The organism is Actinomadura verrucosospora (assembly GCF_039540335.1).
GTDB classification, from domain to species: Bacteria; Actinomycetota; Actinomycetes; order Streptosporangiales; family Streptosporangiaceae; genus Spirillospora; species Spirillospora verrucosospora.
This window is the reverse complement of record NZ_BAABEV010000070.1, coordinates 1-26962: the sequence shown is the minus strand read 5'-3', so window position 1 is coordinate 26962 and position 26962 is coordinate 1. Positions and strand designations below refer to the sequence as shown.

Below are 26962 nucleotides of genomic sequence, written 5' to 3'. Positions count from 1 at the left end.
CTCAACGTCGAGGTGCTCTCCAGCGACGGCATGTCCATCGAGATGCGCGACACCGACGAGGACGTCTTCCGCGCCGCGGAGGAGCTCGGCATCGACCTCTCCCGCCGTCCGAACGAGGGCGCGATGAGCGTCGACGAGGTCTGAGAACTCAAGGGGAAAACAGTTGCTTGACGTCAACTTCTTCGACGAGCTTCGCATCGGTCTGGCGACCGCCGACGACATCCGCCAGTGGTCGCACGGCGAGGTGAAGAAGCCGGAGACGATCAACTACCGGACCCTCAAGCCGGAGAAGGACGGGCTCTTCTGCGAGAAGATCTTCGGTCCTACCCGCGACTGGGAGTGCTACTGCGGCAAGTACAAGCGCGTCCGGTTCAAGGGCATCATCTGTGAGCGCTGCGGCGTCGAGGTGACTCGCGCCAAGGTGCGCCGTGAGCGGATGGGCCACATCGAGCTGGCCGCGCCCGTCACGCACATCTGGTACTTCAAGGGCGTCCCGTCCCGGCTCGGCTACCTGCTGGACCTGGCTCCGAAGGATCTCGAAAAGATCATCTACTTCGCGGCCTACATGATCACCAGCGTGGACGCCGAGCGGCGCGACCGCGACCTGCCGACGCTGGAGGCCCACATCTCCGTGGAGCGCCAGCAGATCGAGCAGGCCCGCGACGCGCAGGTCGAGGCCCGCCAGCAGAAGCTGGAGGGCGACCTGGCGGAGCTGGAGGAGGCCGGCGCGAAGGCCGACCAGAAGCGCAAGGTGCGCGACGGCGCCGAGCGGGAGATGAAGCAGCTGCGCGACCGCGCGCAGCGCGAACTCGACCGCCTCGACGAGGTCTGGAGCCGCTTCAAGAACCTCAAGGTCCAGGACCTGGAGGGCGACGAGCTGCTCTACCGCGAGATGCGCGACCGCTTCGGCAAGTACTTCGAGGGCGGCATGGGCGCCGCGGCCATCCAGGCGCGGCTGCAGAACTTCGACCTCGACGCCGAGGCCGAGAAGCTGCGCGACATCATCCGCACCGGCAAGGGCCAGAAGAAGGCCCGCGCCCTCAAGCGGCTGAAGGTCGTCTCGGCGTTCCTCAACACCCGCAACAGCCCGCTCGGCATGGTGCTGGACTGCATCCCGGTCATCCCGCCGGACCTGCGTCCCATGGTCCAGCTGGACGGCGGCCGGTTCGCCACGTCCGACCTGAACGACCTGTACCGCCGGGTGATCAACCGCAACAACCGGCTCAAGCGCCTGCTCGACCTCGGCGCTCCCGAGATCATCGTCAACAACGAGAAGCGGATGCTGCAGGAGGCCGTCGACGCGCTGTTCGACAACGGCCGCCGCGGCCGCCCGGTCACCGGGCCGGGCAACCGTCCGCTGAAGTCGCTGTCCGACATGCTCAAGGGCAAGCAGGGCCGGTTCCGGCAGAACCTGCTGGGCAAGCGCGTCGACTACTCCGGCCGTTCGGTCATCGTCGTCGGCCCGCAGCTGAAGCTGCACCAGTGCGGCCTGCCCAAGCAGATGGCGCTGGAGCTGTTCAAGCCGTTCGTCATGAAGCGGCTGGTCGACCTCAACCACGCGCAGAACATCAAGTCCGCCAAGCGGATGGTCGAGCGGGCCCGCCCGGTCGTGTGGGACGTGCTGGAAGAGGTCATCACCGAGCACCCGGTGCTGCTGAACCGGGCGCCGACCCTGCACCGGCTCGGCATCCAGGCGTTCGAGCCGCAGCTGGTCGAGGGCAAGGCCATCCAGATCCACCCGCTGGTCTGCACCGCGTTCAACGCGGACTTCGACGGCGACCAGATGGCGGTGCACCTGCCGCTGTCCGCCGAGGCGCAGGCCGAGGCGCGGATCCTGATGCTGTCGACCAACAACATCCTGAAGCCGTCGGACGGCAAGCCCGTCACCATGCCCACCCAGGACATGGTCATCGGCCTGTACTGGCTGACGACGCAGAAGGACGGCGCGGTCGGCGAGGGTCGCGCGTTCGGCTCGATCGGCGAGGCCATCATGGCCTACGACCGGCACGAGCTGGACCTGCAGGCCCGGATCCAGATCCGGCTCAAGGACGTCCCGCCGCCGCGCGGCTGGAAGGCGCCCGAGGGCTACGAGCCCGGCCGGCCCTACCGGCTGGAGACGACGCTCGGCCGCGCGATGTTCAACGAGACGCTGCCGGACGACTTCCCGTTCGTGGACGACGAGATCGGCAAGAAGCAGCTCTCGGCGATCGTCAACGAGCTGGCGGAGACCTACCCGAAGGTGGCCGTCGCCAACGCGCTGGACGCGCTGAAGAGCACCGGGTTCCACTGGGCGACCAGGTCCGGCGTCACGATCGCGATCGACGACGTCATCACGCCGCCCAACAAGGCGGAGATCCTGGGCGGCTACGAGGCGCGCGCCGAGAAGGTGCAGCGGGAGTTCAACCGCGGCCTGATCACCGACGACGAGCGCAAGCAGGAGCTCATCGAGATCTGGAACAAGGCCACCGCGGACGTCGCGGTGGACATGGAGAAGGCGTTCCCGAAGGCCAACCCGATCTGGATGATGATCCAGTCGGGCGCCCGAGGCAACCCGCTGCAGCTCCGCCAGATCGCCGGTATGCGCGGCCTGGTCTCCAACCCCAAGGGCGAGACCATCCCGCGTCCGATCAAGTCGTCCTTCCGCGAGGGCCTGTCGGTCGTCGAGTACTTCATCTCGACGCACGGCGCCCGCAAGGGCCTGGCCGACACCGCGCTGCGCACCGCCGACTCGGGTTACCTGACCCGGCGCCTGGTGGACGTCGCGCAGGACGTCATCGTCCGCGAGGAGGACTGCGGCACCGACCGCACGATCCCCTTCGAGGTCGCCGACCGGCTGCAGGACGGCACCCTGGTCAAGCTCGCCACCTCGGAGACGAGCCTGGTCGGCCGCACCATCGCCGAGGACGTCGTCGTCGACGGGACGGTCATCTTCCCCGCCGACACCGACCTGTCCGACGCGGTCGTGACGCGCCTGGTCGAGGCGGGTGTGGAGAAGGTCCGCACCCGCAGCGCCCTGGTCTGCGAGGCCAAGATCGGTGTCTGCGCCGCCTGCTACGGCCGCTCGCTGGCCACCGGCAAGCGCGTGGACGTCGGCGAGGCCGTCGGCATCATCGCCGCGCAGTCCATCGGCGAGCCCGGCACGCAGCTGACGATGCGCACCTTCCACACCGGCGGTGTGGCGGGCGGCGACATCACGCACGGCCTGCCGCGTGTCCAGGAGCTGTTCGAGGCCCGCATCCCCAAGGGTGTGGCCCCGATCAGCGAGGTCGCCGGCCGCGTCAAGATCGACGAGACGGAGAAGGCCCGCAAGGTCGTCATCGTCCCGGACGACGGCTCCGACGAGATCGCCTACCCGGTGCCGATGCGGTCCCGCCTCCTGGTCAAGGAGGGCGAGGCCGTGGGCGTCGGCCAGCAGCTCATCGCGGGTGCGATCAACCCGCACGAGGTGCTGCGCATCCTCGGTCCCCGCGCCGTGCAGCTCCACCTCGTCCAGGAGGTGCAGGAGGTGTACCGGTCGCAGGGCGTGTCGATCCACGACAAGCACATCGAGATCATCGTCCGCCAGATGCTGAAGCGGGTGAACATCCTGGAGTCGGGCGACACCGACCTGCTCCCGGGTGACCTGGTCGAGCGGCCGATCTTCGAGGAGACGAACCGGAACGTCGTGGCCGAGGGCGGGGTCCCCGCCGCCGGCCGCCCCGTCCTGATGGGCATCACCAAGGCCTCGCTCGCGACCGAGTCGTGGCTGTCGGCGGCGTCCTTCCAGGAGACGACCCGGGTGCTCACCGAGGCCGCGATGCACGCCAAGAGCGACCCGCTGCTCGGCCTCAAGGAGAACGTCATCATCGGCAAGCTCATCCCGGCCGGTACCGGCATGCCGCAGTACCGCAACGTCCGGGTCGAGCCGACCGAGGAGGCGAAGGCGGCGGTGTACTCCGTCGGCTCCTACGACGACGGCGCCGAGTACGCCTTCGGGCAGGGCTCCGGCGAGGCCGTCCCGCTGGAGGAGTACGACTTCGGTCAGTACAACCGCTGAGGCGGCTGACGCGCACCGAAGCAGCGCAAAGGCGAGGCCCCTTCCGGAATCTCCGGAAGGGGCCTCGCCCGTTTCCGCCGGGGTGACTTCCGCATCCAGGCAGTCCTTGCTGGCAGTGGCCCCGCGCCGACTGGCGTCGGCCACCTCCCCTGGGACGGTCTCCCGTGTGAAGTCCCGCTTGCGGGAGCCAATTGAAACACCCCAGAAGGAGACGTAATGCGCGAACGCGTAACGTCCCAGAGCAGCGACCCCCGGGCCGCCGCTTACGAGGCGCTGGAGACGGCCGTCGCCACCGGCCGGACAGTGGACCTGGAGGTCAGCGGCGAGGTCGTCGAGGGCATCCACTCCAGGGAGCTGATCGTCTCGGTCAGCCCGGGCACCTCCGTCGACGCCGTCGCGAACGACCTGCGCACGGAGGCGCGGAGGCAACACGCCCAGGAGCAGCAGCGGTGAGCTGATCACCGTTGACGTGAAGCGGGTCCGGCGATGCCGGGCCCGCTTCTACTGTGACGGGGTCTTGCCCTTTTCCCATCGCGTTGGCCGCTCCGTTACGGGCTCCTGCGGCGTGCGCGGACGGCGAGGACGAGGCGGAGGACCGGCAGTGCGGCCCCGGCCGCCGCGGCGGCGCAGGGGGCGATGGAGGGCGTCGGGGACCCAGGTCAGCAGCGGACGCAGCCGTCCCGGCCCGACCAGCGCCACGAGGACGAGCAGGGGAGAGGCGCCCGCCGCCGTCCAGGCGGCCGTCGCGGCCACAGGGAGAGGCGCCGAGGCCGGACGGCGCAGGAGTCACGCCGACCGGCCGGCCGCCACGACCAGCGCGACGACCGCCGCGGAGAATCGGCTGGTCCGCCGCGGTGCGTCCCGGGCATCCTCGGACCGCCGATCCTAGGGAGAACGGTCCGTTCCTCCGCCGCGGGAAACCGGGCAGGCTCGGAAGCGCGGCCAGCGAAGGCCGCGACGGACGAGGAAGAGCGGTGATCACGCGATGAAGGCGGTGCGGTTCCACGAGTACGGCGGGATCGACGTCCTGCGGGTGGAGGATGTGGAGCGTCCGGTGCCCGGTCCCGGGCAGGTGCTGGTGGAGGTCCGCGCGGCGGGGATCCAGCCCGGCGAGACGCATATCCGGGAGGGCGGGCTGCACGCGCGCTGGCCCGCGACGTTCCCCTCCGGGCAGGGCACCGACCTGGCCGGTGTCATCGTGGAGCTCGGGCCGGAGGTGCGCGGGTTCGCGGTGGGCGACGAGGTCCTCGGCTTCACCCACGACAGGGCGAGCCACGCGGAGTTCGTCGCGGTCGACGACGTCCGGCTGACGCCGCGCCCGGCGGGGCTGTCCTGGGAGGTGGCCGGATCGTTGCAGGTGGCGGGCGCGACCGCGTACGCCTGCGTGTTCGCGGTCGACCCCGGACCGTCCGACACGGTCGTGGTCTCCGGCGCGGCGGGCGGCGTCGGGTCCCTCGCCGTGCAGCTCGCGCGGCGGCGCGGCGCCACGGTGATCGGGCTGGCGAGCGAGCCGAACCACGCCTGGCTGAAGGAGCACGGCGTCATCCCGGTCGAGTACGGGGACGGCGTGGCCGAGCGGATCGAGCAGGCCTCCGGCGGGACGGTCGACGCGTTCATCGACACGTTCGGCACCGGCTACGTCGACCTGGCGGTGGAGCTGGGCGTGCGGCCCGAGCGGATCAACACGATCCGCGACTGGGGGACCGCGGCCAGGGTCGGCGCGCAGACCGCCGGAGAGAGCACGGCGGCGTGCGCGGCCGTCCTCGGCGAGCTGGCCCGCCTCGCCGCACGGGGAGAGCTGGAAGTGACGATCGCCAACGTCTACCCGCTGGCCCAGGTGCGGGACGCCTTCCGCGAACTGGAACGGCGCCACACGCACGGCAAGATCGTCCTCCGCCCCTGACCGGCGGAGAGACGCCCGTCCGGCCGTGGACCGGGACCGTTCCCGATGCGATCGTCGAGCCGCTCCGGGAGTGCATGCCACGGCTCTGCCGGGAAGCCGTCGACCACGTCACCGCCGTCCTCGCCCTCTGGGAAGTCTGATCGGAGCGGCCAATCACCCGAAGTCGGCGACGTGGTCCAGCGCCCACTTCGCGAAGGCGCCCCCCGGCCGGCCGGTCAGGCGCTCGACGTGATCGGTGACGCGGTTCGACTCAGGCCGCCGCACCGAGGCAGCGATCAGCGCGTCGACCAGCGGCTCGGGACGACCGTCCGCGAGCATTTTCGATCGCGCCAGATCGGCGGGCAGCGCCTGGAAGCGCAGCGGCCGTCCGAGAGCAGCACCGAGGTGAGCGACCTGGTCGGCGCGGCTGAGGACCTCGGGGCCGGTCAGCACGTGCAACGCCTGGTCCAGCCGGTCGTGATGCGCGAGCAGTACGGTTGCGGCCGCATCAGCGACGTCGCGCTCGTCCACGACGGCTGTGCGCGCGATGTCCAGGCCTGAGACCACGTCGCCCGCCCGCAACTGCGGCGCCCAGCCACGTGTGTTGGAGGCCAGCGTGTCGCTGCGCAGCACCACCGGGTGCAGGCCGGCTTCGTGGAGCAGGCCTTCCAGGTCCATGTGCACCTGGGCGATGGGATCACTCTGGCGAGCGGGTCCGTCGTCTATGGCGGTCGTGGACAGGTAGACGACACGGGGTCCTGCCGCAGTGAGCTCCGCGACCAGGTCGTGGGCGGGGGCGGGATCGAGCAGCGGCCAGATGAGGAAGACGGCGTCGACGCCCACGAGCGCCTCGCGGACAACGGCGGGATCCGTGAGGTCGCCGACCACGGACTCCACTCCGGCACGCGGAGGGATCGGACGGCGCACAAGGCTCCGGACATGCCCGCCATGTGCCTGGAGACGGGTGACGACCTCCCGGCCGAGATTGCCGGCCGCGCCGGTGACCAGGATCGATGAAGGGGAACGGGGGTCCGCTTTAGGCGTGCTGTCAGGCATGATCGAGACGCTAGGGGTTCAGGTCGACATGAAGGCAAGGGCGCGCGTGGTGATGAAGATCGGAGAAGCGGCTGCCGAACTCGGGGTCGAGGCCCACGTGCTGCGGCACTGGGAAGACGCCGGAGCGCTCACCGTGCGTCGCGACGGCAACGGCTACCGCGTCTACGACGACAGTGCTCTGGAGCAGGCGCGCACGGTGCTGAAACTGCGGCGGGTCGGGCTCTCACTGCCCGAGGTCACCGCCGCGATGGCGCCGACGCGGTCGGCGGCACAGGCGGTCGTGAAGGCGAAGATCGGCGCACTCGAGAGCGAGGTCGCCCACCGACAGCAGGCGATCACCTTTCTGCGGCACACCGTCGAGTGCCGGCACCGCTACCTCGACGACTGCCCGGACTGCGCCACTTTCGTCCGCGAAGCATGAATCTGCGTCGGCCCGCAACAGCCGGCCCGTCGAACGCGCGACGCCCTGCGGCTACCTCGGGTCGTCGGTCTCCCAGGGATACAGGAACTGGTCAGGGTGCAGTTGCCACGCTTCGAGCGTCGCGGTCAGCTCGTCCTCACCGGCAACCGTCGTGGCTTTGACCAGAACGGCTCCGATGTCGTAGTCGAAGCCGGCGATGCGCTCGGCGTCATAGTCCCAGTGCTGCAACCGGAAGGTGCGGCCGTGGGCGGCTTGTCTCCAGCCTTCTCGCCGGGCTTGGGCGTCTGCCGGGGTGCTGAGCGGGGTGATGTCGACGAAGGCCCGCCGACCGGTTCGGGTGACGGGAACCTCGGTGACCAGCCGCCGGCCGAGGCGCAGCGCGTTCAGTTTGTCGGTGGGCCAGGGCCGGGCGCCGCCGGCGGGATGGTGCGGTGTGCTCATGCGGCCGCCTCCGTAAGTCGTTCGATCAAAGGATCCCGGACCCGGCCGGAAACCGTCGGCGAAACGGCCGGTGTTTCGTCTGGTGGCTGATCTCAGGCGATAGCGTCGAAGGGTGACGAGGATCGAGGGCGGGGCGGGCGTAGGCGCATGGTGACGCAGGGGAGCGGCCGGGCCGCGGAGGTCCGGGACGTGGTGGCGGCGCAGATGCCCGGCTACGACATCCACTCCGTGGTGCTGCTGGGAGAGGGCGAGGACAACATCGCCTTCCAGGTCAACGACGAGCTGATCGTCCGTTTCAGCAAGGAGCCCGACCCCGCGAGCCGGGCCGCGGTGGTCCGCGACGAGGCCCGCTTGCTCGCCGCCGTCGCGGACGTGTCGCCCGTACCGGTGCCCGAGCCGAGCTTCACCGTCGCCGAGCAGGGCTGCCTGGCCTACTTCAAGCTCCCCGGTCTCCCCCTGATCGATGCCGATCCGGCGCGGCGATCGGGCCACGGCGGCTCCGTCGCCGTCGCGCTCGGGGAGTTCCTCGGCGCGCTGCACGCGGTTCCGGTCGCCGAGATGGCGGGCCTGGTGGAGACCGACGACGCGCCGATGGCGGTGTGGGCGGAGGAGTCCGCGCAGATCTACGCCTCGATCTCCCAAGTGGTGGTGCCGCCCGCGCACCGTCCCGCCGTGGAGGCGTTTCTCGGCGCGCCGCCTCCGGCCGCCCCGCGTGAGCTGGTGTTCTCCCACAACGACCTGGGGATCGAACACGTCCTCGTCGACCCGGACGCGTGGACCGTGACCGGGGTCATCGACTGGAGCGACGCCGCGATCACCGATCCGGCCCGCGACTTCGGCCTGCTCTACCGAGACCTCGGACCCGAGGCCCTTGACCGGGCCCTGAGCGGATACCGGGCCGACGTCGAAGACATCACGGCGCGCGCGGGCTTCTACGCCAGGTGCGGCGTGCTGGAGGACATGGCCTACGGGCTCCAGACCGGGCACCGCGAATACCTCGACAAGTCCCTCGCCGCACTGGAATGGCTCTTCCCCGCGGAAGGCGGCTAGGAGCGCGACGCCCGGCCGAAGGAGCGCCTTCGGTCCGGTGCGGGACAATGGGGGTGTGGGTCGGTGGGTCCTGCATGTGGACTTGGACCAGTTCATCGCCGCCGTCGAGGTGCTCCGGCACCCGGAGCTCCGCGGGCGGCCGGTCGTCGTCGGAGGGGACGGCGATCCGGCCAAGCGCGGCGTGGTCAGCACGGCCTCATACGAGGCGCGCGAGTACGGCGTCCATTCCGGACTGCCCCTGCGCACGGCGGTGCGGCGATGCCCGGACGCCGTGTTCCTGCCCGTCGACAGGGAGCTCTACGAGTCCGTCTCGGCCCAGGTCATGGCCACGCTGCGCGGCCTCGGCGTCGTGGTGGAGGTGCTGGGGTGGGACGAGGCGTTCCTGGCCCTCGACGGCGACGACCCGGAGGCCCTGGCCCGGGAGATCCGCGACCGGGTGCGGACGGCGACGGGGCTCGAATCCACCGTGGGCATCGGGGAGAACAAGCTCCAGGCGAAGCTGGCGACCGGCTTCGGCAAACCCGCCGGAGTCTTCCGGCTCACCGGGGAGACCTGGTTCGAGGTGCTCGGTGACCGGCCGACCGACGCGCTGTGGGGCATCGGGGCCAAGACGGCCAAGCGGTTGAAGGGGCTCGGCATCGCCACGGTGGGCGATCTCGCGGCCGCGGATCCCGATGCCCTGGCCAGGGAGGTCGGTCCCGCGACCGGGCCGTGGCTGGTGCGGCTCGCCCGGGGGCGGGACGGCTCCCCGGTGAGCGACGCCCCGTACGTCCCGCGCTCGTGCGGCCGCGAGACCACCTTCCAGCGCGATCTGGACGACTGGGAGGACGTGCGGCGCGAGGTCGTCCGGCTCGCGCGGAGGGTCGCGGGAGACGTGGCCGCGGACGGGAGGGACGTCGCCCGCGTCGTCGTCAAGGTCCGGTACGTGCCGTTCACCACCCGCACCCACGGCCGGACGCTGGAGGCGCCGTCGGGCGAGCCGGACCGGATCCGGGAGGCCGCCCTCGCCGCGCTCGACCGGTTCACCGGGCGGCGTCCCGTGCGGCTGCTGGGCGTCCGCGCCGAGTTCACCCGATGACCTGGGAAGTTGCCCGGAGGATGGCGGGAACGTGGACCTCGTTTTCTTGACCCTTTGGCGGGTTTTGGGGTTTTTGGCGGTGGGGATGAAGGCGGTCGTTGCTCGACGTACGCGACGGGGGAGAGAGCACATGAAGAGGGTCATGACCGGGGCACTGATCGCCGCTGTGGTCGGGATCGGGGGAGTGGGCGGCGCGGCCGCCGCCCAGGCGTCCGATCCGGGGGGCCAGAACACGCGCCAGGACTGCCGCACCTACTCCAGCGTCAAGGAGTGCGGCCAGCCCAAGCTGAACGACAAGCAGCGCGCGTGCGTGACCTCGTCGGTCCAGCAGGGCATGACCGAACGCCGCGCCACCGTGGAGTGCTCCGCCTTCGCGTAGGGCGCCACCCGCGAAAGGGGCCCGCTCCGGACGGAGCGGGCCCCTTGGCGTCAGGCCGGGTCAGCGCGGGGGACGCGCGTCGGTCCATCCGGCGACTTCGAAGGCCCGGTAGGCGGCGACCTCGCCGGGCTTGTGGAACCGGTCGGGCATGTCCTTCGCCTCCAGCGCGCGCGGCCGGCCGTCGTCACCCGGCGGCAGCGGCCGGCTGCCGTGGGGCGGCTTCGCCACGAGGTCGCGGATGGCCAGAAGGGAACCGGTGGCGGGGTCGACGATGAACTGGCGCCGGTAGGTGCCGAGCTGCTTGGGGGCGGTGAACAGGCCGAGCGGCGCGGTGGTCGTCAGCGGCAGCGACACCACCGTTCCGGTGCGGCCGAGCGGGTCGGTCGTCCGGCCCTCGGGCCTGACGCCGGGCAGGTCGGCGAGCATCCGGAAGACCGCCGCGCGTACCTTGGGCGGCGCCGGCGCGGTGGACAGCAGGTCCCCGGCGACGTCGCTCAGAGCCCGCACACGCTCCTGCCCCCGCAAGGCGCGGATCGGCTCCGCCTTCTCGCCGTTCTTGGAAACGGCGTGCCAGTGCCCCCTGAGCCCGAGCAGGGCCTCCTTCAGCGCCTCCGGCTCCGTGGGCAGCTCGGTGAGCTGCTTCATGGTCATGCCGTCGAAGTCGTCGTCGGCCGGCATCCAGTTCGGCGGCCCTCCCGCGGACGCCATGTCGAGGAACACGGTCTGCCCCGTGCCTTCCGGGTCCGGGACGGGGACCATCTTGAGAGACCCCGCCGCCTCCCACTTCCGCTTGTCCTGGGCGGTGACCGGGACGTCGGCGAACTCGATGTGGGTGCTGCGCCCCTTGCCGTCCGGGCCGAACCAGGCCTCGTTCCCCTGCCTGGAGTCCACCTTGTAGTGGTCCGCGGCGCTCTTGCCGACCGCGTAGATGTCCCCCATGACGGTTCTGGTGTGCCAGTACCTGCCGGTGGGCGCCTTCAACGCGTTGGTGGCGGCGACCAGCAGCACATTGCCCCTCAGGGGGACGGTGCTCTCCACGCGGGGGGCGCCGTCCGGGCCGCCGTCCCCCGTGAAGACGACGGCGGCGACCGTCCCGGCGGCCACGGCGGCCGTCGCCGCCACGCTCACCAGCTGGATCCGGAGACGGCGCCGAGGCCGGGAAGGCGCTCCGCCGGCCCGCCAGTCGATGCGCCGGGCGAGCAGCTCCGGGGCCTCCTCCACGGCGAGCCCCGTCCGCATCTGCCGCAGGGCGTCGATTTCATCCATGGTCACTCCTCGGAGAGGGCCTTGCGCAGCTTGGCCCGGCTTCGGTGGATCTTGGCCTTGACGGTGCCGACCGGCAGGCCGAGCGTCACCGCGATCTCGGCGTAGGACATCTCGCCCCACGCCAGCAGCAGGACGGCGTTGCGGTCCTGCGCGCCCAGCGACGCCAGCGCCCGCGCCAGGCCGGGGCCGCACGCCGCCGCGGAGGCGCGCTCGCTCGCCCTGTCGGCGACGCCGTCCTCCGCGGGGTCGGCGCCGGTCCGGGCGAACGCCCGGTACATGCGGGTCTCGTGGCGGTGGTGCTTGGCGATCAGGTTGCTCGCGATGCCCCACAACCAGGCGCCGAACTCCGCGCGCCCGTCGTACCTGTCGCGCCGCCGGAACGCGGTCGCGAAGGCCTCCGCCACCACGTCGTCGGCGAGGGACCCGCCGAGGCGCCGCCTGACGTAGGCGTGGAGCCGCGGCGAGTGGCGGCGGAACAGCTCGCCGAACGCTTCGGGGTCCTCCAGGGAGGCGGCGACGATCCGCGAATCGTCCAGCTCGTCCCTGGCATGGCTCACCATGGCCATAGGCGTCTCTTCATGGAGTGCGGTCTCCGTGTCCGGGGGGAGTGCTGACACACCCTCTATCCCGAACCCCGCCCCCCGGTTGCGCCTATTTGCTTTTCCGCCTGCCACCCGGCCGCGGACCAGGGCAGCGCGTCCGAAGACGGCTTAGCCGTCAACCGGATGTAGGCGAGCTGCGAGGAATCTGCGCTGAGCAGGCGGAACCCCGAACCCACGTGGACGTCCGCTAGTGGACCTTCGGACTGACCGGGCGCCGACCAGCACGCCGTACCGGGTGAAGGTGCTCGCGTCCGCGGCACGCGCGACGCCGAAGTCGATGACCCGGATCGATGGCGGCGTTACGGCGCACCACGCCGAACGATGAGACAGGTACTCCGGCTTGCCGGGACGGAGTGCGTGAGGACTGTTCCCACTGCGAGAAGCAAACGAAATCGGGCGGCGCCGTCTCTACGGGCGCGTCGCCCCTTCCCATAGGAGCTCTCATGAGCTACCCGCAACCCGCCCTTCAGATCCCCCGCGTGACCGGCGACAACGCCGCCGAGATCGAAGCGGAGATCGAACGACTGGCGCGTGAGTTCTTCGGCCCGGACGCCGAGCTGGCGTTCCCCGACCGGTACCACGCGAAGCTGACGAACGAGGGGTTCAGCCACTCGAAGCTGTACGCGGTCGAGGGAGTGACCGTCCGGCGTGACTGGCCCAACCGGCGGAACACCGTCGAACGCCAGGTCGACCTTCCGTCCGTCCGCGGCGGCAACATCGCCGAGGTCGAGTCCGAGATCAAGCGCTTCGCGACCGGGTTCTTCGGTTCGGAGGCCAACATCACGCCGCAGAACGCGGAGTACAAGGTGGTGGTGGTGCCGGACGCGGAGGACCACAAGAAGTACAAGGTGGAGGGTGTGACCGTCAAGCAGTCGGGCAAGTGGCCGACGGCGTGACGTCCGCGCTGTGATCCACACCAGGCCGCCATCACTCCGGTGACGGCCCCATACCAGGTGGCCCCTCGCGTGCGCGAGGGGCCATTCTGCCCCGGTGGGCAGTCCGGCCCCCGCACAATGTGTACGGAGGCCGGCAGGGATGAAGGGTTGCCGAGTTCTCAGAAGGCGGAACTCACGACGATCGCTCCTGCGGTCGTCATCTTCTCGGCCTCCTCCGGATCAGGTAAGGCTCCGGAGGATGGCCTCCTCGTGCGGACGCCCGTACCCGACCTGCTGGGTGTACCGACCCATGTCGACTCCCCGTTCCAGAGCGTTGACGGCCTCGTCACCAGTGGCGCCCGCCGCCATCGCGCTGATGACGGCGTCGCGGCCGTACTGGTCGACCCGGCTGATCGCCTGGGCCGCTTCGGACGGGTCGATATCGGTACCGGCCACCACCTCAAGGGCGGCTGCCTGTGACAAGCGCTGGAATTCCATCTTGCCGTGTCCCTTCTCTTCGTTGCGAGGTGTCGCGGCGACCTGGTCGCTGCGACGGCGGCCCTCCGCGGATGTGATGCGGAGGCCCGGGGATTTTATGAGCCGCGTCCCTCACCGCGCTCGGGGACCCGCCCACTGCCTCTGGCAGGGGATCCCTAGCGGGCGTCAGGCGAGGGGCAGCGGGCGGCGGGGGACCGGGGACGACTGGAGGATCGACGTCGTGGTCTTCGCGTACGGGGTGAAGCGGTCGAGGATCGGTTCCGGCTCCTCGACGGCGCGCAGGTGCGCGATGAAGTAGAAGCAGTCGTCGCCCGTGATGCGGTGGCACTCGACGATCTGCGGGACCTCGTCGGCGATCTTGGGGATGCGGCTCAGCTCGCGCGGGCTCGGGCTCACCCGGACCAGGACCGCGATCGGGAAGCCGAGCATGACCGGATCGACGGTGGCGTGGTAGCCGGTGATGACGCCGGTGTCCTCCAGGCGCTGGACGCGCTCGGCGACGGCCGGGGCGGACAGCCCGACGCGGCGGCCCAGCTCGGCGATGGACGCTCGGCCGTCCCTTTGCAGCTCGGTGAGGATCTGTAGGTCGGTCGGATCGAACGGCTTGGGTTCGTAGGCGCGACCCGGTCGGCCCCTTCGGTTCGCCATTCCCCCAACGTACGGACAGCCCGACGATACGACCATGCCGTTTCCGCCCTGGTCGTACTTTGTCGGGAGTGCGGTCTTCCACTACCTGGGGCCGTCGTTCGCCGTGCTGCTGTTCCCCCGTGTCGGGCCCCTGGGCGTGGCAGGGATACGAATCTGGAGCGCCGCCGCCGTCTTCGTAATCTGGCGCAGGCTATGGCGGACGTCCAAAGGCAGGAGCCGGCGGACGGTCCTGCTGTGGGGCGTTGTGCTCGCGGCGATGAACGCGTCCTTCTATTTGGCGATCGCACGATTGCCCCTGGCGACGGTGGCGGCGATCGAGTTCCTGCCCGTCATCCTCCTGGCCGCTCTAGGGGTGAGGACAGGGCGCAACGTCGTCGCGCTCGGCGCGGCCGTCGGAGGCGTGTACGTCCTGACGGAGGTCCGGATCGAAGGAGAGCCGCTCGGGTTCGTCTTCGCGTTCGCCAACGCCGCACTGTTCGCTGTGTACATCGTCGTCGCCCACAAGGCCGCGCGGTCCGACGCCGGGGGCATCGACGGGTTGGCGATGGCGATGGTGGCCGCGAGCGTGGTCGTCCTTCCCATCGGCGGTGTGCAGGCCGTGCCGGTGCTGGGCGATCCCGTCGCGCTCGCCGCGGGGATCGGCGTCGGGGTCTCCTCGTCCGTCATCCCGTACGTGTGCGACCAACTCGCGATGGCGCGTCTCGGCCGCGCCACCTACGCGCTGATGGTGTCGCTGCTCCCCGCGACCGCGACCGTGACCGGGCTCGTGGTGCTGCGGCAGGTCCCCGGACCGGCGGAGATCGCCGGAGTCGGGTTGGTGATCCTTGGGGTGGCGGGGCACCGTGGAGAACGTTGAGAGGAGACAGGTCATGGAACAGGTGCGGCTCGGGAAGACCGGGATGAAGGTCTCGCGGATCTGCCTCGGCATGATGAGCTACGGCGACCCGGCGGTGCGGCCGTGGGCCCTGGACGAGGACGCGGCGGAGCCGATCGTCCGGCGGGCCGTGGACGGCGGCGTCACGTTCTTCGACACCGCCGACGTGTACTCGATGGGTGTCAGTGAGCAGGTGACCGGACGGCTTCTGCCGAAGTTCTTCCCTCGCAGGGACGACTACGTGCTGGCGACCAAGGTGTGCCTCCCCATGGGAGACGGCCCGAACGACCGGGGACTGTCGCGCAAGCACGTCATGGCGAGCATCGACGCGTCCCTCACGCGTCTCGGCACCGACTATGTCGACCTGTACCAGATCCACCGCTGGGATTACGGGACGCCCATCGAGGAGACCATGGAGGCACTGCACGACGTCGTGAAGTCGGGCAAGGCCCGCTACATCGGGGCGTCCAGCATGTTCGCCTGGCAGTTCGCCAAGGCGCAGCACGTCGCCGACAAACACGGCTGGACGAAATTCGTGGCCATGCAGAACCACTACAACCTTGTCTACAGAGAAGAGGAGCGGGAGATGATTCCGCTCTGTCTCGACCAAGGGGTGGGCGTCATCCCGTGGAGCCCGCTCGCGCGGGGGATGCTCGCGGGCAACCGGGAGAGGGGCGGCGAGCGCAAGACCGTCCGGTCCCAGAACGACTCCTACGGCGACAGCCTGTACGAGGAATCGGACTTCGACGTCGTGGACGCCGTGCGCGGGGTCGCGGCGGAGCGGGGCGTCCCGGCGGCGCAGGCGGCGCTCGCGTGGCTGCTCGCCAAGCCGGGGGTGACCGCGCCGATCGTGGGAGCGACGAAGCTCACGCACATGGACGACGCGATCGCCGCGGCGGACCTGCGGCTGGAGGACGCGGAGATCGACCGGATGCAGGCCCCGTACCGGCCCCATCGCGTTATCGGGCATTCCTGACGTTCACGGCGGAGGTCGCCTCCGGGCGGAACGCTCCGGAGGCGTCCCGCGTCTATCAGGGGTGGTGATTTGCGATACCACCGGCGATCGGGGCAGGCTGGTGGCGAGAACGCCCACGCATGGCAAGCCCGCCAGGTGGGGACATGGGTGACAAGGTTCGGAGGCCGCGTTATGCGCCGCGCGTCTCCGGACTTCCGGGAGCTGAGGAGCCCCGGGACGACGGCGCTGAAGGAGCCCGACGATGACCGAGAACGACGGCACGCAGGGTCCGCAGCGGCCGATGCCTGAGGACGAGGGACACCCCAGGCCGCCGGAGGGCCAGGAGCCCCCCGCCCGGCCGCTGGGTGACCGCACCGTGGTGTTCGGTGCTCCGCAGTTGGGCGGCCGGCCCCCGGCACAGCCGGCGCAGCCTCGCGATGAGGAGCGGCAGGCGCCCGCCCCGCCGCCCCCCACGATGGTCGAACAGCCGATGCAGCAGTTCGGCGAGCAGCCCCCGCCCCCGCCTCCCTACGGCGCACCGCAGGAGCAGCAGCCCCAGTACGGGCAGCAGCCGCAGATGCCCTACGGCACGCCTCCTGGGCCGGGCGGATACCCGCCCCCGCAGGAGCAGCAGCCCCAGTACGGGCAGCCGCAGCAGTACGAGCAGCCGCAGCAGTACGGGCAGCAGCCGGAACAGTCCCCGTGGGGGCAGCAGCCCGAGCAGCCGTACGGGCAGCAGCCTCCGCAGCCTCCGCAGCAGCAGTCCGGGTACCCGCAGCAGCCGATGCACGGCGCGCCCCAGGACCAGCAGCCGCAGTACGGCCAGCCCCAGTACGGCGAGCAGCCGCCGCGGCCCGCGCAGCCGCAGGACGGCGGGGGAGAGCGGACGCTGATCGTCCCGGGTTCGGCCGGCGGTGCGCCCGAGCAGCCGCAGCAGCCGCAGCGCCCGGTGGTCGACGACCAGGCGACGCTGCACTGGTCGCCCGGCACCGACATCCCCGTCGCCACCGGCCCCGAGCGCAGGCAGGAGCCCCCGGCCGAGCCGTGGCAGGCCCCGACGCCTCCGTCCACGCCCGAGCCGTGGTCGCCGGAGTCGTCCCAGCCCGGCGGGCAGCAGGGGCAGGCCGACCACGAGCGGACGATGATGGTTCCGCCGCCTGAGTCCGGCTACGGCGCCGGGGCGCAGCAGACCGGTCCCTCGGTGGACGACCTGTACCGTCCGCCCGGCGAGGGCAACGTGGAGGACGCGCGCCCGACCGAGGCGTTCGACCCGTCCGCCGCCTCCCAGGGGCGCCACGCCGCCGAGTCGCCCGGCATGGCCGAGCACACCCGGCTTGACATGGGCCAGCAGCAGTGGGGCCAGCAGCAGGCGCAGCAGCCGGGCTACGGCCAGCAGCAGCAGGGCTACGGCCAGGGCGGCGAGCAGCAGGGCTACGGTCAGCAGCAGTACGGCGAGCAGGGCCAGCAGCAGGGCCAGCAATACGGGCAGCAGCAGTACGGCCAGCAGCAGGGCTATGGCGAACAGCAGGGCTATGGTCAGCAGCAGTTCGGCCAGCCCGGCGGCGAGCAGGGCCAGCAGCAGGGCCAGCAGTTCGGTCAGCAGCAGTACGGTCAGCAAGGCCAGCACGGTCAGCCCCAGCAGTACGGTCAGCAGGGGCAGTACGGCCAGCCGTCCACCTACGGCGGCGAAGAGAGCAAGGGCAGCAAGAACACGCTCCTGATGGTCGGCGGCGCCGTCGCGGCCGTGGTGATCATCGTCGTGCTGGTGGTCGCCTTCGTCCTGTAGGACGCGAAACTCCCAGAACGAGAGACGGCCGGGGACGCAAAAGCTGCTCCACGACTTCCCCAAAAGTGGGAACGTGGGTCACAATGCAGCAGAGGCGCCCCGGCCGTCGACGACCCGGGCCCCGCGATCCCGTGCGACGCCAGGTTCGAGCGAGGCGAGAACCTGAACGCGCGGCGCGCCGCCAGGCGAGACGAAGCGATGCGGCGCCGCGACGAGCACGGCTCTTCTCCTCGCTTTGCACTTTGGCGGAGCGGTCGGTAACCTCTTCACTTGTGCCCGCTGTGTGCGGGCCGCTATGCGTGCGTGTCGGCGAGGCCGGTTGGCCGGCCCCAGCGCGCCGCATCTACTCCCCGGCTTGATTCGGCCCAGTTAGGGCCGGGCGGTCTGTGTCGGTTTCGCGCGGTTGAATTTCCGTGGGGCGGCGACACGCCCGACCGCGTGGGTCGGAGAGGTCGGGAAACCGGCAGGTCACAGCCTCACCTGAGGTGGTGATTGCAGCAATAGGACTTACCGGCTCGGTACGAGGAAGACGGAGACGCGGTGCCCACGATCCAGCAGCTGGTCCGCAAGGGCCGCCAGGACAAGGTGACCAAGAACAAGACGCCCGCGCTCAAGGGCAGCCCCCAGCGCCGGGGCGTCTGCACGCGCGTCTACACCACGACGCCAAAGAAGCCGAACTCCGCGCTCCGGAAGGTCGCCCGTGTCCGGCTGACCAGCGGGATCGAGGTCACGGCCTACATCCCCGGCGTCGGCCACAACCTGCAGGAGCACTCGATCGTGCTCGTGCGCGGCGGCCGTGTGAAGGACCTCCCCGGCGTTCGGTACAAGATCATCCGCGGTTCCCTCGACACCCAGGGCGTCCGGAACCGCAAGCAAGGGCGCAGCCACTACGGCGCGAAGAAGGAGAAGAGCTGATGCCGCGCAAGGGCCCCGCTGGCAAGCGCCAGCTGATCGCTGACCCGGTGTACAACTCGCCGCTGGTCACCGCGCTCATCAACAAGGTTCTGCTGGACGGCAAGCGCTCCATCGCGCAGAGCATCGTGTACGACGCCCTGGAGGGCGCCCGCGAGAAGACCGGCAACGACCCGGTCGTCACGCTCAAGCGCGCGCTCGACAACGTCAAGCCCACTCTGGAGGTGCGCAGCCGCCGCGTCGGTGGCGCGACCTACCAGGTCCCCGTCGAGGTCCGGCCGGCGCGCAGCACCACCCTCGCGCTGCGCTGGCTGGTGCTCTACGCCCGGCAGCGGCGTGAGAAGACCATGATGGAGCGGCTGATGAACGAGCTGCTCGACGCGAGCAACGGCCTCGGCGCGTCTGTCAAGAAGCGCGAGGACACGCACAAGATGGCGGAGTCCAACAAGGCCTTCGCCCACTACCGCTGGTAATCCCGGCGGATCTGCAACGACGAGAGACGACGCGAGGACGGCAGTGGCTACCAAAACCGGTGTAGACCTGGCCAAGGTCCGCAACATCGGGATCATGGCCCATATCGACGCGGGCAAGACCACCACGACCGAGCGCATCCTCTACTACACGGGGATGAGCTACAAGATCGGTGAAGTGCACGACGGCGCCGCCACCATGGACTGGATGGAACAGGAGCAGGAGCGGGGGATCACCATCACCTCCGCCGCCACCACCTGCGAGTGGCCCGTCGACGACGTCAAGCACACGATCAACATCATCGACACCCCCGGCCACGTCGACTTCACCATCGAGGTGGAGCGCAACCTGCGGGTGCTCGACGGTGCGGTGGCGGTGTTCGACGGGGTCGCCGGTGTGGAGCCCCAGTCCGAGACGGTGTGGCGCCAGGCCGACCGGTACGGCGTGCCGCGCATGTGCTTCGTCAACAAGCTCGACCGGGTCGGCGCGGAGTTCCACCGCTGCGTCGACATGATCGAGAACCGGCTCAACGCGACGCCGCTGGTGCTGCAGCTCCCGATCGGCGCCGAGGCCGACTTCAAGGGCGTCATCGACCTCGTCCGGATGAAGGCCCTCCTGTGGAACGAGGAGGCCAAGCTCGGCGAGATGTACGACACCCTCGACATCCCCGAGTCGCACGCCGAGACGGCCCGCGAGTGGCACGACAAGCTCGTCGAGACCCTCGCGGAGAACGACGACGAGATCATGGAGCTGTACCTGGAGGGCAACGAGCCCACCGTGGAGCAGCTGCACGACGGCATCCGGCGCGCGACGATCGCCGCGAAGCTCACCCCGGTGACCTGCGGCACGGCCTTCAAGAACAAGGGCGTGCAGCCGCTGCTGGACGCGATCGTCCGCTACCTGCCGTCGCCGCTGGACGTGGAGGCCATCGAGGGCCACGCCGTCCGCGACGAGGAGAAGGTCCTCATCCGCAAGCCGAGCGAGGACGAGCCGTTCTCCGCGCTCGCGTTCAAGATCGCGAGCGACCCGCACCTGGGCAAGCTCACCTTCGTGCGCGTCTACTCCGGTGTCCTGGAGTCCGGCGCGAACGTGATGAACTCCGTCAAGGAGCGCAAGGAGCGCATCGGCAAGATCTACCGGATGCACGCCAACAAGCGCACCGAGATCGAGCGCGCGGGCGCCGGCGACATCGTCGCGGTGATGGGTCTCAAGCAGACCACCACCGGTGAGACGCTGTGCGACGACAAGAACCCGATCGTGCTGGAGTCGATGAACTTCCCGGCGCCGGTGATCCACGTCGCGATCGAGCCGAAGACCAAGGCCGACCAGCAGAAGCTGGGCACCGCCATCCAGCGGCTGGCCGAGGAGGACCCCTCCTTCCAGGTCCGCACGGAGGAGGACACCGGCCAGACCGTCATCTCGGGCATGGGCGAGCTCCACCTGGAGATCCTCGTCGACCGGATGAAGCGGGAGTTCAAGGTCGACGCCAACGTCGGCAAGCCGCAGGTCGCCTACCGCGAGACGATCACTCGCAAGGTCGAGAAGGTCGAGTACACCCACAAGAAGCAGACGGGTGGCTCGGGCCAGTTCGGCCGCGTGATCATCGACCTGGAGCCGCTCGGCGGCGGGTCGGACGGCTACGAGTTCGAGAACAAGGTCACCGGCGGCCGCATCCCGCGGGAGTACATCCCCTCGGTCGACACGGGCTGCCAGGAGGCCGCGGAGTTCGGGGTCCTCGCCGGCTACCCGATGGTGGGCGTCAAGGTCACCCTGCAGGACGGCGCCTACCACGAGGTCGACTCGTCGGAGATGGCGTTCAAGGTCGCCGGTTCCATGGCGTTCAAGGAGGCCGCCCGCAAGGCGTCCCCCACGCTGCTGGAGCCGATGATGTCCGTCGAGGTCACCACGCCCGAGGACAACATGGGCGACGTGATCGGCGACCTCAACAGCCGTCGCGGTCAGGTCCAGTCCATGGACGAGCGGCATGGCATGCGCGTCATCAAGGCGCTCGTGCCTCTGTCCGAGATGTTCGGCTACGTGGGTGATCTGCGCAGCAAGACCCAGGGCCGGGCTGTCTTCACCATGCAGTTCGACTCCTACGCCGAGGTTCCCGGGAACGTCGCGCAGGAGATCATCGCCAAGGCGCGGGGCGAGTAAGCACCCGGGCCTGCCCACAGATCACCAAGACGTAAACGAAGCGGTCGTCTAGGCGGCCGAGGATCGCAACAAGGAGCAACCAGTGGCGAAGGCCAAGTTCGAGCGGACGAAGCCGCACGTGAACATCGGCACCATTGGACACATCGACCACGGTAAGACCACCCTTACCGCGGCGATCACCAAGGTGCTCCACGACAAGTACCCGGACCTCAACCCCTTCACGCCGTTCGAGGACATCGACAAGGCGCCGGAGGAGCGCGAGCGCGGCATCACGATCTCGATCGCGCACGTCGAGTACCAGACCGAGGCCCGGCACTACGCGCACGTGGACTGCCCGGGGCACGCCGACTACATCAAGAACATGATCACCGGTGCGGCGCAGATGGACGGCGCCATCCTGGTGGTCGCCGCCACCGACGGCCCGATGCCGCAGACCAAGGAGCACGTGCTCCTGGCCCGCCAGGTCGGCGTCCCCTACATCGTCGTCGCCCTGAACAAGTGCGACATGGTGGACGACGAGGAGATCCTGGAGCTCGTCGAGCTCGAGGTCCGCGAGCTGCTGTCGGAGTACGAGTTCCCGGGCGACGACGTCCCGGTCGTGCGCGTCTCCGCCTTCCAGGCGCTGCAGGGCGACGAGAAGTGGTCCGCGTCGATCGTCGAGCTGATGGACGCCGTCGACGAGAACGTGCCGGAGCCGGTGCGTGACACCGAGAAGCCGTTCCTGATGCCGATCGAGGACGTCTTCTCGATCACCGGCCGCGGCACCGTCGTGACCGGCCGCATCGAGCGCGGTGTCGTGAACGTCAACGAGACCGTCGACATCATCGGCATCAAGCCGGAGTCCACCTCGACCACCGTCACCGGCGTCGAGATGTTCCGCAAGCTGCTCGACCAGGGCCAGGCGGGCGACAACGTCGGCCTGCTCCTGCGCGGCATCAAGCGCGAGGACGTCGAGCGCGGCCAGTGTGTCATCAAGCCGGGCACGAACACCCCGCACACCGAGTTCGAGGCGCAGGTCTACATCCTGTCCAAGGACGAGGGCGGCCGGCACACGCCGTTCTTCAACAACTACCGCCCGCAGTTCTACTTCCGGACCACGGACGTCACCGGCGTGGTGAACCTCCCCGAGGGCACCGAGATGGTCATGCCGGGCGACAACACCGAGATGCGCGTCGAGCTGATCCAGCCCGTCGCCATGGAGGAGGGCCTGAAGTTCGCCATCCGCGAGGGTGGCCGGACGGTCGGCGCCGGTCGCGTCACCAAGGTCATCAAGTAGCACCTCTCGTCACACGGCGGCCCGGTCGTCGGGCAACCCCAACCGGGCCGCCGTGTCACGACCACTGAAGTAAACAGCGGCACTACAGCAAAGGACACCGAGGCCACCATGGCGGGACAGAAGATCCGCATCCGGCTCAAGGCCTACGACCACGAGGTCATCGACACCTCCGCGAAGAAGATCGTTGAGACGGTGACGCGGACGGGCGCCAAGGTCGCGGGCCCGGTGCCGCTGCCGACCGAGAAGAACGTGTACTGCGTCATCCGCTCGCCGCACAAGTACAAGGACAGCCGCGAGCACTTCGAGATGCGCACGCACAAGCGGTTGATCGACATCATCGACCCGACGCCCAAGACGGTCGACTCGCTGATGCGACTCGACCTTCCGGCCGGCGTTGACATCGAGATCAAGCTCTAAGGGACGCACCGAGAGATGAGTACGCAGAGGAAGGGCGTCCTGGGCGAGAAGCTCGGCATGACCCAGGTCTTCGACGATGAGGGCCGGATCGTTCCGGTGACCGTCGTCCAGGCCGGGCCGTGTGTCGTCACCCAGCTCAAGAGCCAGGAGAAGGACGGCTACACCGCCGTTCAGATCGGGTTCGGGCAGATCGACCCGCGCAAGGTGAACAAGCCGAGCACGGGTCACTTCGAGAAGGCCGGCGTCACGCCGCGCCGCTACCTCGTCGAACTGCGGGCCGACGACACCACCGAGTTCGAACTCGGCCAGGAGATCACCGCCAGCGTCTTCGAGGCCGGCCAGAAGATCGACGTTACCGGGACGAGCAAGGGCAAGGGCACCGCCGGTGTCATGAAGCGCCACGGCTTCAAGGGCCTCGGCGCCTCGCACGGCACCCAGCGCAAGCACCGCTCGCCGGGTTCGATCGGCGGCTGCGCGACCCCGGGTCGCGTCTTCAAGGGCCTCCGCATGGCGGGACGGCACGGCAACGCCCGTACCACCGTGCAGAACCTGACCGTCCACGCCATCGACGCGGAGAAGAACCTGCTGCTCATCAAGGGCGCGGTTCCCGGTCCCAACGGCGGCGTGGTGCTGGTCCGCGACGCAGTGAAGGGAGCGGGCAAGTGACTTCGAAGCTCGACATCGAACTGCCCGCCGAGGTCTTCGACGCGAAGACCAGCGTGCCGCTGATCCACCAGGTCGTGGTGGCGCAGCTGGCCGCGGCGCGCCAGGGCACGCACGCCACCAAGACCCGGGGCGAGGTCTCCGGCGGTGGCAAGAAGCCGTACCGGCAGAAGGGCACCGGCCGCGCCCGTCAGGGCTCGACCCGCGCGCCCCAGTTCGCCGGCGGCGGCGTCGTCCACGGGCCGCAGCCGCGGGACTACTCGCAGCGGACGCCCAAGAAGATGAAGGCCGCCGCGCTGCGCGGCGCCCTGTCCGACCGCGCCCGGTTCGGCCGGGTGCACGTGGTCGACGGCCTCATCGAGGGCGACACCCCGAAGACGAAGACGGCGCTGAAGGCGCTGCGCGACGTCACCGCGGCCAAGCGCGTCCTGCTGGTCCTGGACCGCGAGGACGACGTGACCTGGAAGAGCCTGCGCAACGAGCCGAGCGTGCACGTGATCGTCTCCGACCAGCTCAACACGTACGACGTGCTGGTGAACGACGACGTCGTCTTCACGAAGACGGCGTACGACGAGTTCGTCTCGCGCGCGAAGAAGAAGTGAGGAGGGTCGCACATGAACAAGATCGCTGACCCCCGCGACATCATCATCGCGCCGGTCGTCTCGGAGAAGAGCTACGGGCTGCTGGACGAGAACAAGTACACGTTCGTCGTCCGCCCGGACGCCAACAAGACCCAGATCAAGCAGGCGGTCGAGTCGGTGTTCGGCGTCAAGGTGACGAGCGTGAACACGATCAACCGGCAGGGCAAGCGCAAGCGCACCCGGTTCGGCTACGGCAAGCGCAAGGACACCAAGCGCGCCATCGTCAGCCTGGCCGAGGGCGAGCGGATCGACATCTTCGGCGGCCCGGCCTAGACAGGCCAGGTCGTCCCGAAGACAGACAAGGGATGAACGAAAAAGATGGGCATCCGTAATTACAAGCCGACGACTCCGGGTCGTCGCGGGTCCAGCGTGGCCGACTTCGTCGAGGTCACGCGCCGCGAGCCCGAGAAGTCGCTGCTGCGTCCGCTCCCCAAGAAGGGCGGCCGCAACAACCACGGCCGCATCACGACCCGGCACCAGGGCGGCGGGCACAAGCGCGCGTACCGCGTGATCGACTTCCGCCGGCACGACAAGGACGGCGTCCCGGCCAAGGTCGCGCACATCGAGTACGACCCGAACCGCACCGCGCGGATCGCGCTGCTGCACTACGCGGACGGCGAGAAGCGCTACATCCTCGCCCCGCGCGGTCTGCGCCAGGGCGACCGGGTGGAGAACGGGCCGGGCGCGGACATCAAGCCGGGCAACTGCCTTCCGCTGCGCAACATCCCGACCGGTACGGTCGTGCACGCCATCGAGCTGCGCCCCGGCGGCGGCGCCAAGATCGCCCGCAGCGCGGGCGCCGGCGTCCAGCTGCTGGCCAAGGAGGGCAAGTACGCCACGCTGCGTATGCCCTCCGGCGAGATGCGGATGGTGGACGTGCGCTGCCGCGCCACGGTCGGCGAGGTCGGCAACGCCGAGCAGTCGAACATCAACTGGGGCAAGGCCGGCCGCATGCGGTGGAAGGGCAAGCGCCCGACCGTCCGCGGCGTGGCCATGAACCCGATCGACCACCCGCACGGTGGTGGTGAGGGCAAGACCTCCGGTGGCCGGCACCCGGTCAACCCGGCCGGCAAGAAGGAAGGCCGCACTCGCCAGGCGAACAAGTCGAGCGACCGGCTGATCGTCCGTCGTCGCAGCAAGAAGAAGCGGTAGGAGTCGCTCGCTATGCCACGTAGCCTGAAGAAGGGCCCGTTCGTGGACGACCACCTCATCAAGAAGGTGGACGTGCAGAACGAGAAGGGCACCAAGAACGTCATCAAGACGTGGTCGCGGCGCTCCATGATCGTGCCGGACATGATCGGTCACACGATCGCCGTGCACGACGGCCGCAAGCACGTCCCGGTGTTCATCACCGACTCGATGGTGGGACACAAGCTCGGCGAGTTCGCGCCGACGCGGACGTTCCGCAGCCACGTCAAGGAAGACCGCCGCAGCCGCCGAGGCTGAGCAGGCAGAGCAGTTAGCACGTAGGAGAGAGGGAACAGCGATGGAAGCCAGGGCCCAGGCGCGGTTCATCCGCGTCACGCCCAGGAAGGCCCGCCGCGTGGTGGACCTCATCCGCGGCCTGCCTGCCGCGGAGGCTCAGGCGGTGCTGCGGTTCGCCCCCCAGGCTGCGAGTGAGCCGGTGGGCAAGGTGCTGGCGAGTGCCATCGCCAACGCCGAGCACAACTTCAAGCTCGACTCGGGGACGCTCGTCGTCAGTCGCGCGTGGGTGGACGAGGGGCCGACGCTGAAGCGTTTCCGCCCCCGCGCCCAGGGCCGGGCTTACCGCATCAACAAGCGCACGAGCCACATCACCGTGGTCGTGGAGTCGCGAGACGACGCTGTGGCCGCGTCCGGCGGCGGTAAGAAGACGAGGAGGGCCCGGTAGTGGGTCAGAAGATCAACCCGCACGGGTTCCGGCTCGGCATCACCACCGACCACAAGTCCGTGTGGTTCGCCGACAAGCTCTACAAGGACTACGTCAAGGAAGACGTCCAGATCCGGCGCATGCTGCAGAAGGGCATGGACCGGGCGGGCATCTCCAAGGTGGAGATCGAGCGGACCCGTGACCGTGTCGAGGTCAACATCCACACCGCCCGGCCGGGCATCGTCATCGGCCGTCGCGGCGCGGAGGCCGAGCGCCTGCGCGGCGACCTGGAGAAGCTGACCGGCAAGCAGGTCCGGCTGAACATCCTCGAGGTCAAGAACCCCGAGATCGACGCGCAGCTCGTCGCGCAGGGCGTGGCCGAGCAGCTGTCCAGCCGCGTCGCGTTCCGCCGTGCCATGCGCAAGGCGATCCAGTCCGCGATGAAGTCCGGCGCCAAGGGCATCAAGGTCCAGTGCGGCGGCCGTCTCGGCGGCGCCGAGATGTCGCGGTCGGAGTTCTACCGCGAGGGCCAGGTCCCGCTGCACACGCTGCGCGCCGACATCGACTACGGGTTCTACGAGGCCCGGACGACGTTCGGCCGCATCGGCGTCAAGGTGTGGATCTACAAGGGCGAGGCCGCGCAGACGCGCGCCGAGCGCGAGCAGCAGGCCGCGCAGCAACGCGCCGCGCGGGCCGCACCCCCACATCGGCCATGCCGTGCTCACGTCC

At 69.8% G+C, this 26962-nt stretch carries 29 protein-coding genes; 23 read left to right on the top strand and 6 right to left on the bottom strand.

Annotation, left to right across the window (positions count from 1 at the left end):
- The first annotated feature begins 163 nt into the window (after positions 1-163).
- The 3 genes from ABD944_RS40285 to ABD944_RS40275 all read left to right on the top strand — a co-directional run bounded on the left by ABD944_RS40285 (position 164) and on the right by ABD944_RS40275 (position 5939).
- Entirely contained in the window at positions 164-4036 is a 3873-nt protein-coding gene (locus ABD944_RS40285) for a DNA-directed RNA polymerase subunit beta' (RefSeq protein ID WP_345187007.1), read from the top strand.
- Positions 4037-4252: 216 nt separating this feature from the next.
- Entirely contained in the window at positions 4253-4489 is a 237-nt protein-coding gene (locus tag ABD944_RS40280; protein ID WP_345187005.1) for a hypothetical protein, read from the top strand.
- A gap of 532 nt (positions 4490-5021) precedes the next feature.
- A complete protein-coding gene (locus ABD944_RS40275; protein ID WP_345187002.1) occupies positions 5022-5939 on the top strand; it encodes an NADP-dependent oxidoreductase in 918 nt (305 codons plus the stop codon).
- 153 nt (positions 5940-6092) lie between these two features.
- Here ABD944_RS40275 and ABD944_RS40270 read toward each other — a convergent pair whose 3' ends face one another.
- The gene (locus ABD944_RS40270; RefSeq protein ID WP_345187000.1) at positions 6093-6974 is read right to left on the bottom strand and encodes an NmrA family NAD(P)-binding protein; all 882 of its coding nucleotides are present in this window, start codon (positions 6972-6974) and stop codon (positions 6093-6095) included.
- Between ABD944_RS40270 and ABD944_RS40265 the strand changes: the two genes are divergently transcribed.
- Complete coding sequence (locus ABD944_RS40265; RefSeq protein WP_345186997.1) at positions 6973-7395, top strand: MerR family transcriptional regulator; 423 nt, start codon at positions 6973-6975, stop codon at positions 7393-7395. The genes ABD944_RS40270 and ABD944_RS40265 overlap by 2 nt on opposite strands.
- A gap of 51 nt (positions 7396-7446) precedes the next feature.
- Here ABD944_RS40265 and ABD944_RS40260 read toward each other — a convergent pair whose 3' ends face one another.
- Positions 7447-7836 carry a hypothetical protein gene (locus tag ABD944_RS40260; protein WP_345186995.1) on the bottom strand — a complete coding sequence of 130 codons (390 nt, stop codon included), beginning with the start codon at positions 7834-7836 and terminating at the stop codon, positions 7447-7449.
- A gap of 147 nt (positions 7837-7983) precedes the next feature.
- Here ABD944_RS40260 and ABD944_RS40255 point away from each other — a divergent pair, with 147 nt between their 5' ends.
- From ABD944_RS40255 to ABD944_RS40245, 3 genes are all read left to right on the top strand, one after another.
- Positions 7984-8886 carry a phosphotransferase family protein gene (locus tag ABD944_RS40255; RefSeq protein ID WP_345186991.1) on the top strand — a complete coding sequence of 301 codons (903 nt, stop codon included), beginning with the start codon at positions 7984-7986 and terminating at the stop codon, positions 8884-8886.
- A gap of 37 nt (positions 8887-8923) precedes the next feature.
- Complete coding sequence (locus tag ABD944_RS40250; protein ID WP_345186989.1) at positions 8924-9964, top strand: DNA polymerase IV; 1041 nt, start codon at positions 8924-8926, stop codon at positions 9962-9964.
- A gap of 130 nt (positions 9965-10094) precedes the next feature.
- On the top strand, positions 10095-10343 hold the full coding sequence (locus ABD944_RS40245; RefSeq protein WP_345186986.1) for a hypothetical protein: 249 nt from the start codon (positions 10095-10097) through the stop codon (positions 10341-10343).
- 60 nt (positions 10344-10403) lie between these two features.
- Here ABD944_RS40245 and ABD944_RS40240 read toward each other — a convergent pair whose 3' ends face one another.
- Together ABD944_RS40240 and ABD944_RS40235 are read right to left on the bottom strand one after the other, a co-directional pair.
- On the bottom strand, positions 10404-11609 hold the full coding sequence (locus ABD944_RS40240; RefSeq protein ID WP_345186983.1) for a CU044_5270 family protein: 1206 nt from the start codon (positions 11607-11609) through the stop codon (positions 10404-10406).
- A 2-nt stretch (positions 11610-11611) separates the two neighbouring features.
- Positions 11612-12175, bottom strand: a complete 564-nt coding sequence (locus tag ABD944_RS40235) for an RNA polymerase sigma factor (RefSeq protein ID WP_345186980.1) — start codon at positions 12173-12175, stop codon at positions 11612-11614.
- A gap of 479 nt (positions 12176-12654) precedes the next feature.
- Between ABD944_RS40235 and ABD944_RS40230 the strand changes: the two genes are divergently transcribed.
- Complete coding sequence (locus ABD944_RS40230) at positions 12655-13107, top strand: hypothetical protein (RefSeq protein WP_345186978.1); 453 nt, start codon at positions 12655-12657, stop codon at positions 13105-13107.
- Positions 13108-13326: 219 nt separating this feature from the next.
- Here ABD944_RS40230 and ABD944_RS40225 read toward each other — a convergent pair whose 3' ends face one another.
- Complete coding sequence (locus ABD944_RS40225; RefSeq protein ID WP_345186975.1) at positions 13327-13584, bottom strand: hypothetical protein; 258 nt, start codon at positions 13582-13584, stop codon at positions 13327-13329.
- A 165-nt stretch (positions 13585-13749) separates the two neighbouring features.
- Positions 13750-14232, bottom strand: coding sequence for an Lrp/AsnC family transcriptional regulator (locus ABD944_RS40220; protein WP_345186973.1), 483 nt, complete (start codon positions 14230-14232; stop codon positions 13750-13752).
- 34 nt (positions 14233-14266) lie between these two features.
- Here ABD944_RS40220 and ABD944_RS40215 point away from each other — a divergent pair, with 34 nt between their 5' ends.
- From ABD944_RS40215 to rpsC, 15 genes are all read left to right on the top strand, one after another.
- Complete coding sequence (locus tag ABD944_RS40215; RefSeq protein ID WP_345186970.1) at positions 14267-15088, top strand: EamA family transporter; 822 nt, start codon at positions 14267-14269, stop codon at positions 15086-15088.
- A 13-nt stretch (positions 15089-15101) separates the two neighbouring features.
- The gene (locus ABD944_RS40210; RefSeq protein ID WP_345186968.1) at positions 15102-16082 is read left to right on the top strand and encodes an aldo/keto reductase; all 981 of its coding nucleotides are present in this window, start codon (positions 15102-15104) and stop codon (positions 16080-16082) included.
- A gap of 241 nt (positions 16083-16323) precedes the next feature.
- A complete protein-coding gene (locus ABD944_RS40205) occupies positions 16324-17847 on the top strand; it encodes a hypothetical protein (RefSeq protein ID WP_345186965.1) in 1524 nt (507 codons plus the stop codon).
- Positions 17848-18387: 540 nt separating this feature from the next.
- Positions 18388-18762: a 30S ribosomal protein S12 gene (gene rpsL, locus ABD944_RS40200; RefSeq protein WP_021597495.1), complete on the top strand. Its 375-nt coding sequence runs from the start codon at positions 18388-18390 to the stop codon at positions 18760-18762.
- Positions 18762-19232 (top strand): 30S ribosomal protein S7, encoded by a 471-nt coding sequence (gene rpsG, locus ABD944_RS40195; protein ID WP_179845939.1) that lies wholly within the window; start codon positions 18762-18764, stop codon positions 19230-19232. The genes rpsL and rpsG overlap by 1 nt, the downstream gene beginning before the upstream one ends.
- Positions 19233-19275: 43 nt before the next feature.
- Complete coding sequence (fusA, locus tag ABD944_RS40190; protein WP_345186963.1) at positions 19276-21387, top strand: elongation factor G; 2112 nt, start codon at positions 19276-19278, stop codon at positions 21385-21387.
- An 82-nt stretch (positions 21388-21469) separates the two neighbouring features.
- A complete protein-coding gene (gene tuf / locus ABD944_RS40185; RefSeq protein ID WP_345186962.1) occupies positions 21470-22663 on the top strand; it encodes an elongation factor Tu in 1194 nt (397 codons plus the stop codon).
- 108 nt (positions 22664-22771) lie between these two features.
- Positions 22772-23080: a 30S ribosomal protein S10 gene (gene rpsJ, locus ABD944_RS40180; protein WP_018657599.1), complete on the top strand. Its 309-nt coding sequence runs from the start codon at positions 22772-22774 to the stop codon at positions 23078-23080.
- Between the two features lie 15 nt (positions 23081-23095).
- The gene (gene rplC / locus ABD944_RS40175; RefSeq protein ID WP_179845942.1) at positions 23096-23746 is read left to right on the top strand and encodes a 50S ribosomal protein L3; all 651 of its coding nucleotides are present in this window, start codon (positions 23096-23098) and stop codon (positions 23744-23746) included.
- Entirely contained in the window at positions 23743-24345 is a 603-nt protein-coding gene (gene rplD, locus ABD944_RS40170) for a 50S ribosomal protein L4 (RefSeq protein ID WP_345186960.1), read from the top strand. The genes rplC and rplD overlap by 4 nt, the downstream gene beginning before the upstream one ends.
- Before the next feature lie 12 nt (positions 24346-24357).
- Positions 24358-24657: a 50S ribosomal protein L23 gene (rplW, locus tag ABD944_RS40165; RefSeq protein WP_173394922.1), complete on the top strand. Its 300-nt coding sequence runs from the start codon at positions 24358-24360 to the stop codon at positions 24655-24657.
- A gap of 45 nt (positions 24658-24702) precedes the next feature.
- Entirely contained in the window at positions 24703-25536 is an 834-nt protein-coding gene (gene rplB / locus ABD944_RS40160) for a 50S ribosomal protein L2 (protein WP_089314947.1), read from the top strand.
- A 12-nt stretch (positions 25537-25548) separates the two neighbouring features.
- Positions 25549-25830, top strand: a complete 282-nt coding sequence (gene rpsS, locus ABD944_RS40155) for a 30S ribosomal protein S19 (protein ID WP_089314946.1) — start codon at positions 25549-25551, stop codon at positions 25828-25830.
- A gap of 40 nt (positions 25831-25870) precedes the next feature.
- Positions 25871-26254, top strand: a complete 384-nt coding sequence (rplV, locus tag ABD944_RS40150) for a 50S ribosomal protein L22 (protein WP_179845945.1) — start codon at positions 25871-25873, stop codon at positions 26252-26254.
- The coding region (gene rpsC / locus ABD944_RS40145) for a 30S ribosomal protein S3 (protein WP_345186953.1) at positions 26254-26962 on the top strand (709 nt) is incomplete at its 3' end. The genes rplV and rpsC, both read left to right, overlap by 1 nt.

Coding starts and splice junctions, on each gene's coding strand:
- rplV (WP_179845945.1), top strand. CDS start 25,871: ATGGAAGCCAGGGCCCAGGCGCGGTTCATCCGCGTCACGCCCAGGAAG.
- ABD944_RS40225 (WP_345186975.1), bottom strand. CDS start 13,584: ATGGAATTCCAGCGCTTGTCACAGGCAGCCGCCCTTGAGGTGGTGGCC.
- ABD944_RS40270 (WP_345187000.1), bottom strand. CDS start 6,974: ATGCCTGACAGCACGCCTAAAGCGGACCCCCGTTCCCCTTCATCGATC.
- ABD944_RS40260 (WP_345186995.1), bottom strand. CDS start 7,836: ATGAGCACACCGCACCATCCCGCCGGCGGCGCCCGGCCCTGGCCCACC.
- rplW (WP_173394922.1), top strand. CDS start 24,358: ATGAACAAGATCGCTGACCCCCGCGACATCATCATCGCGCCGGTCGTC.
- ABD944_RS40245 (WP_345186986.1), top strand. CDS start 10,095: ATGAAGAGGGTCATGACCGGGGCACTGATCGCCGCTGTGGTCGGGATC.
- ABD944_RS40220 (WP_345186973.1), bottom strand. CDS start 14,232: ATGGCGAACCGAAGGGGCCGACCGGGTCGCGCCTACGAACCCAAGCCG.
- rplC (WP_179845942.1), top strand. CDS start 23,096: ATGAGTACGCAGAGGAAGGGCGTCCTGGGCGAGAAGCTCGGCATGACC.
- ABD944_RS40215 (WP_345186970.1), top strand. CDS start 14,267: ATGCCGTTTCCGCCCTGGTCGTACTTTGTCGGGAGTGCGGTCTTCCAC.
- ABD944_RS40275 (WP_345187002.1), top strand. CDS start 5,022: ATGAAGGCGGTGCGGTTCCACGAGTACGGCGGGATCGACGTCCTGCGG.
- rpsG (WP_179845939.1), top strand. CDS start 18,762: ATGCCGCGCAAGGGCCCCGCTGGCAAGCGCCAGCTGATCGCTGACCCG.
- rplB (WP_089314947.1), top strand. CDS start 24,703: ATGGGCATCCGTAATTACAAGCCGACGACTCCGGGTCGTCGCGGGTCC.
- ABD944_RS40240 (WP_345186983.1), bottom strand. CDS start 11,609: ATGGATGAAATCGACGCCCTGCGGCAGATGCGGACGGGGCTCGCCGTG.
- ABD944_RS40255 (WP_345186991.1), top strand. CDS start 7,984: ATGGTGACGCAGGGGAGCGGCCGGGCCGCGGAGGTCCGGGACGTGGTG.
- ABD944_RS40265 (WP_345186997.1), top strand. CDS start 6,973: ATGATCGAGACGCTAGGGGTTCAGGTCGACATGAAGGCAAGGGCGCGC.
- rpsJ (WP_018657599.1), top strand. CDS start 22,772: ATGGCGGGACAGAAGATCCGCATCCGGCTCAAGGCCTACGACCACGAG.
- ABD944_RS40230 (WP_345186978.1), top strand. CDS start 12,655: ATGAGCTACCCGCAACCCGCCCTTCAGATCCCCCGCGTGACCGGCGAC.
- ABD944_RS40205 (WP_345186965.1), top strand. CDS start 16,324: ATGACCGAGAACGACGGCACGCAGGGTCCGCAGCGGCCGATGCCTGAG.
- ABD944_RS40210 (WP_345186968.1), top strand. CDS start 15,102: ATGGAACAGGTGCGGCTCGGGAAGACCGGGATGAAGGTCTCGCGGATC.
- rpsS (WP_089314946.1), top strand. CDS start 25,549: ATGCCACGTAGCCTGAAGAAGGGCCCGTTCGTGGACGACCACCTCATC.
- ABD944_RS40235 (WP_345186980.1), bottom strand. CDS start 12,175: ATGGCCATGGTGAGCCATGCCAGGGACGAGCTGGACGATTCGCGGATC.
- ABD944_RS40280 (WP_345187005.1), top strand. CDS start 4,253: ATGCGCGAACGCGTAACGTCCCAGAGCAGCGACCCCCGGGCCGCCGCT.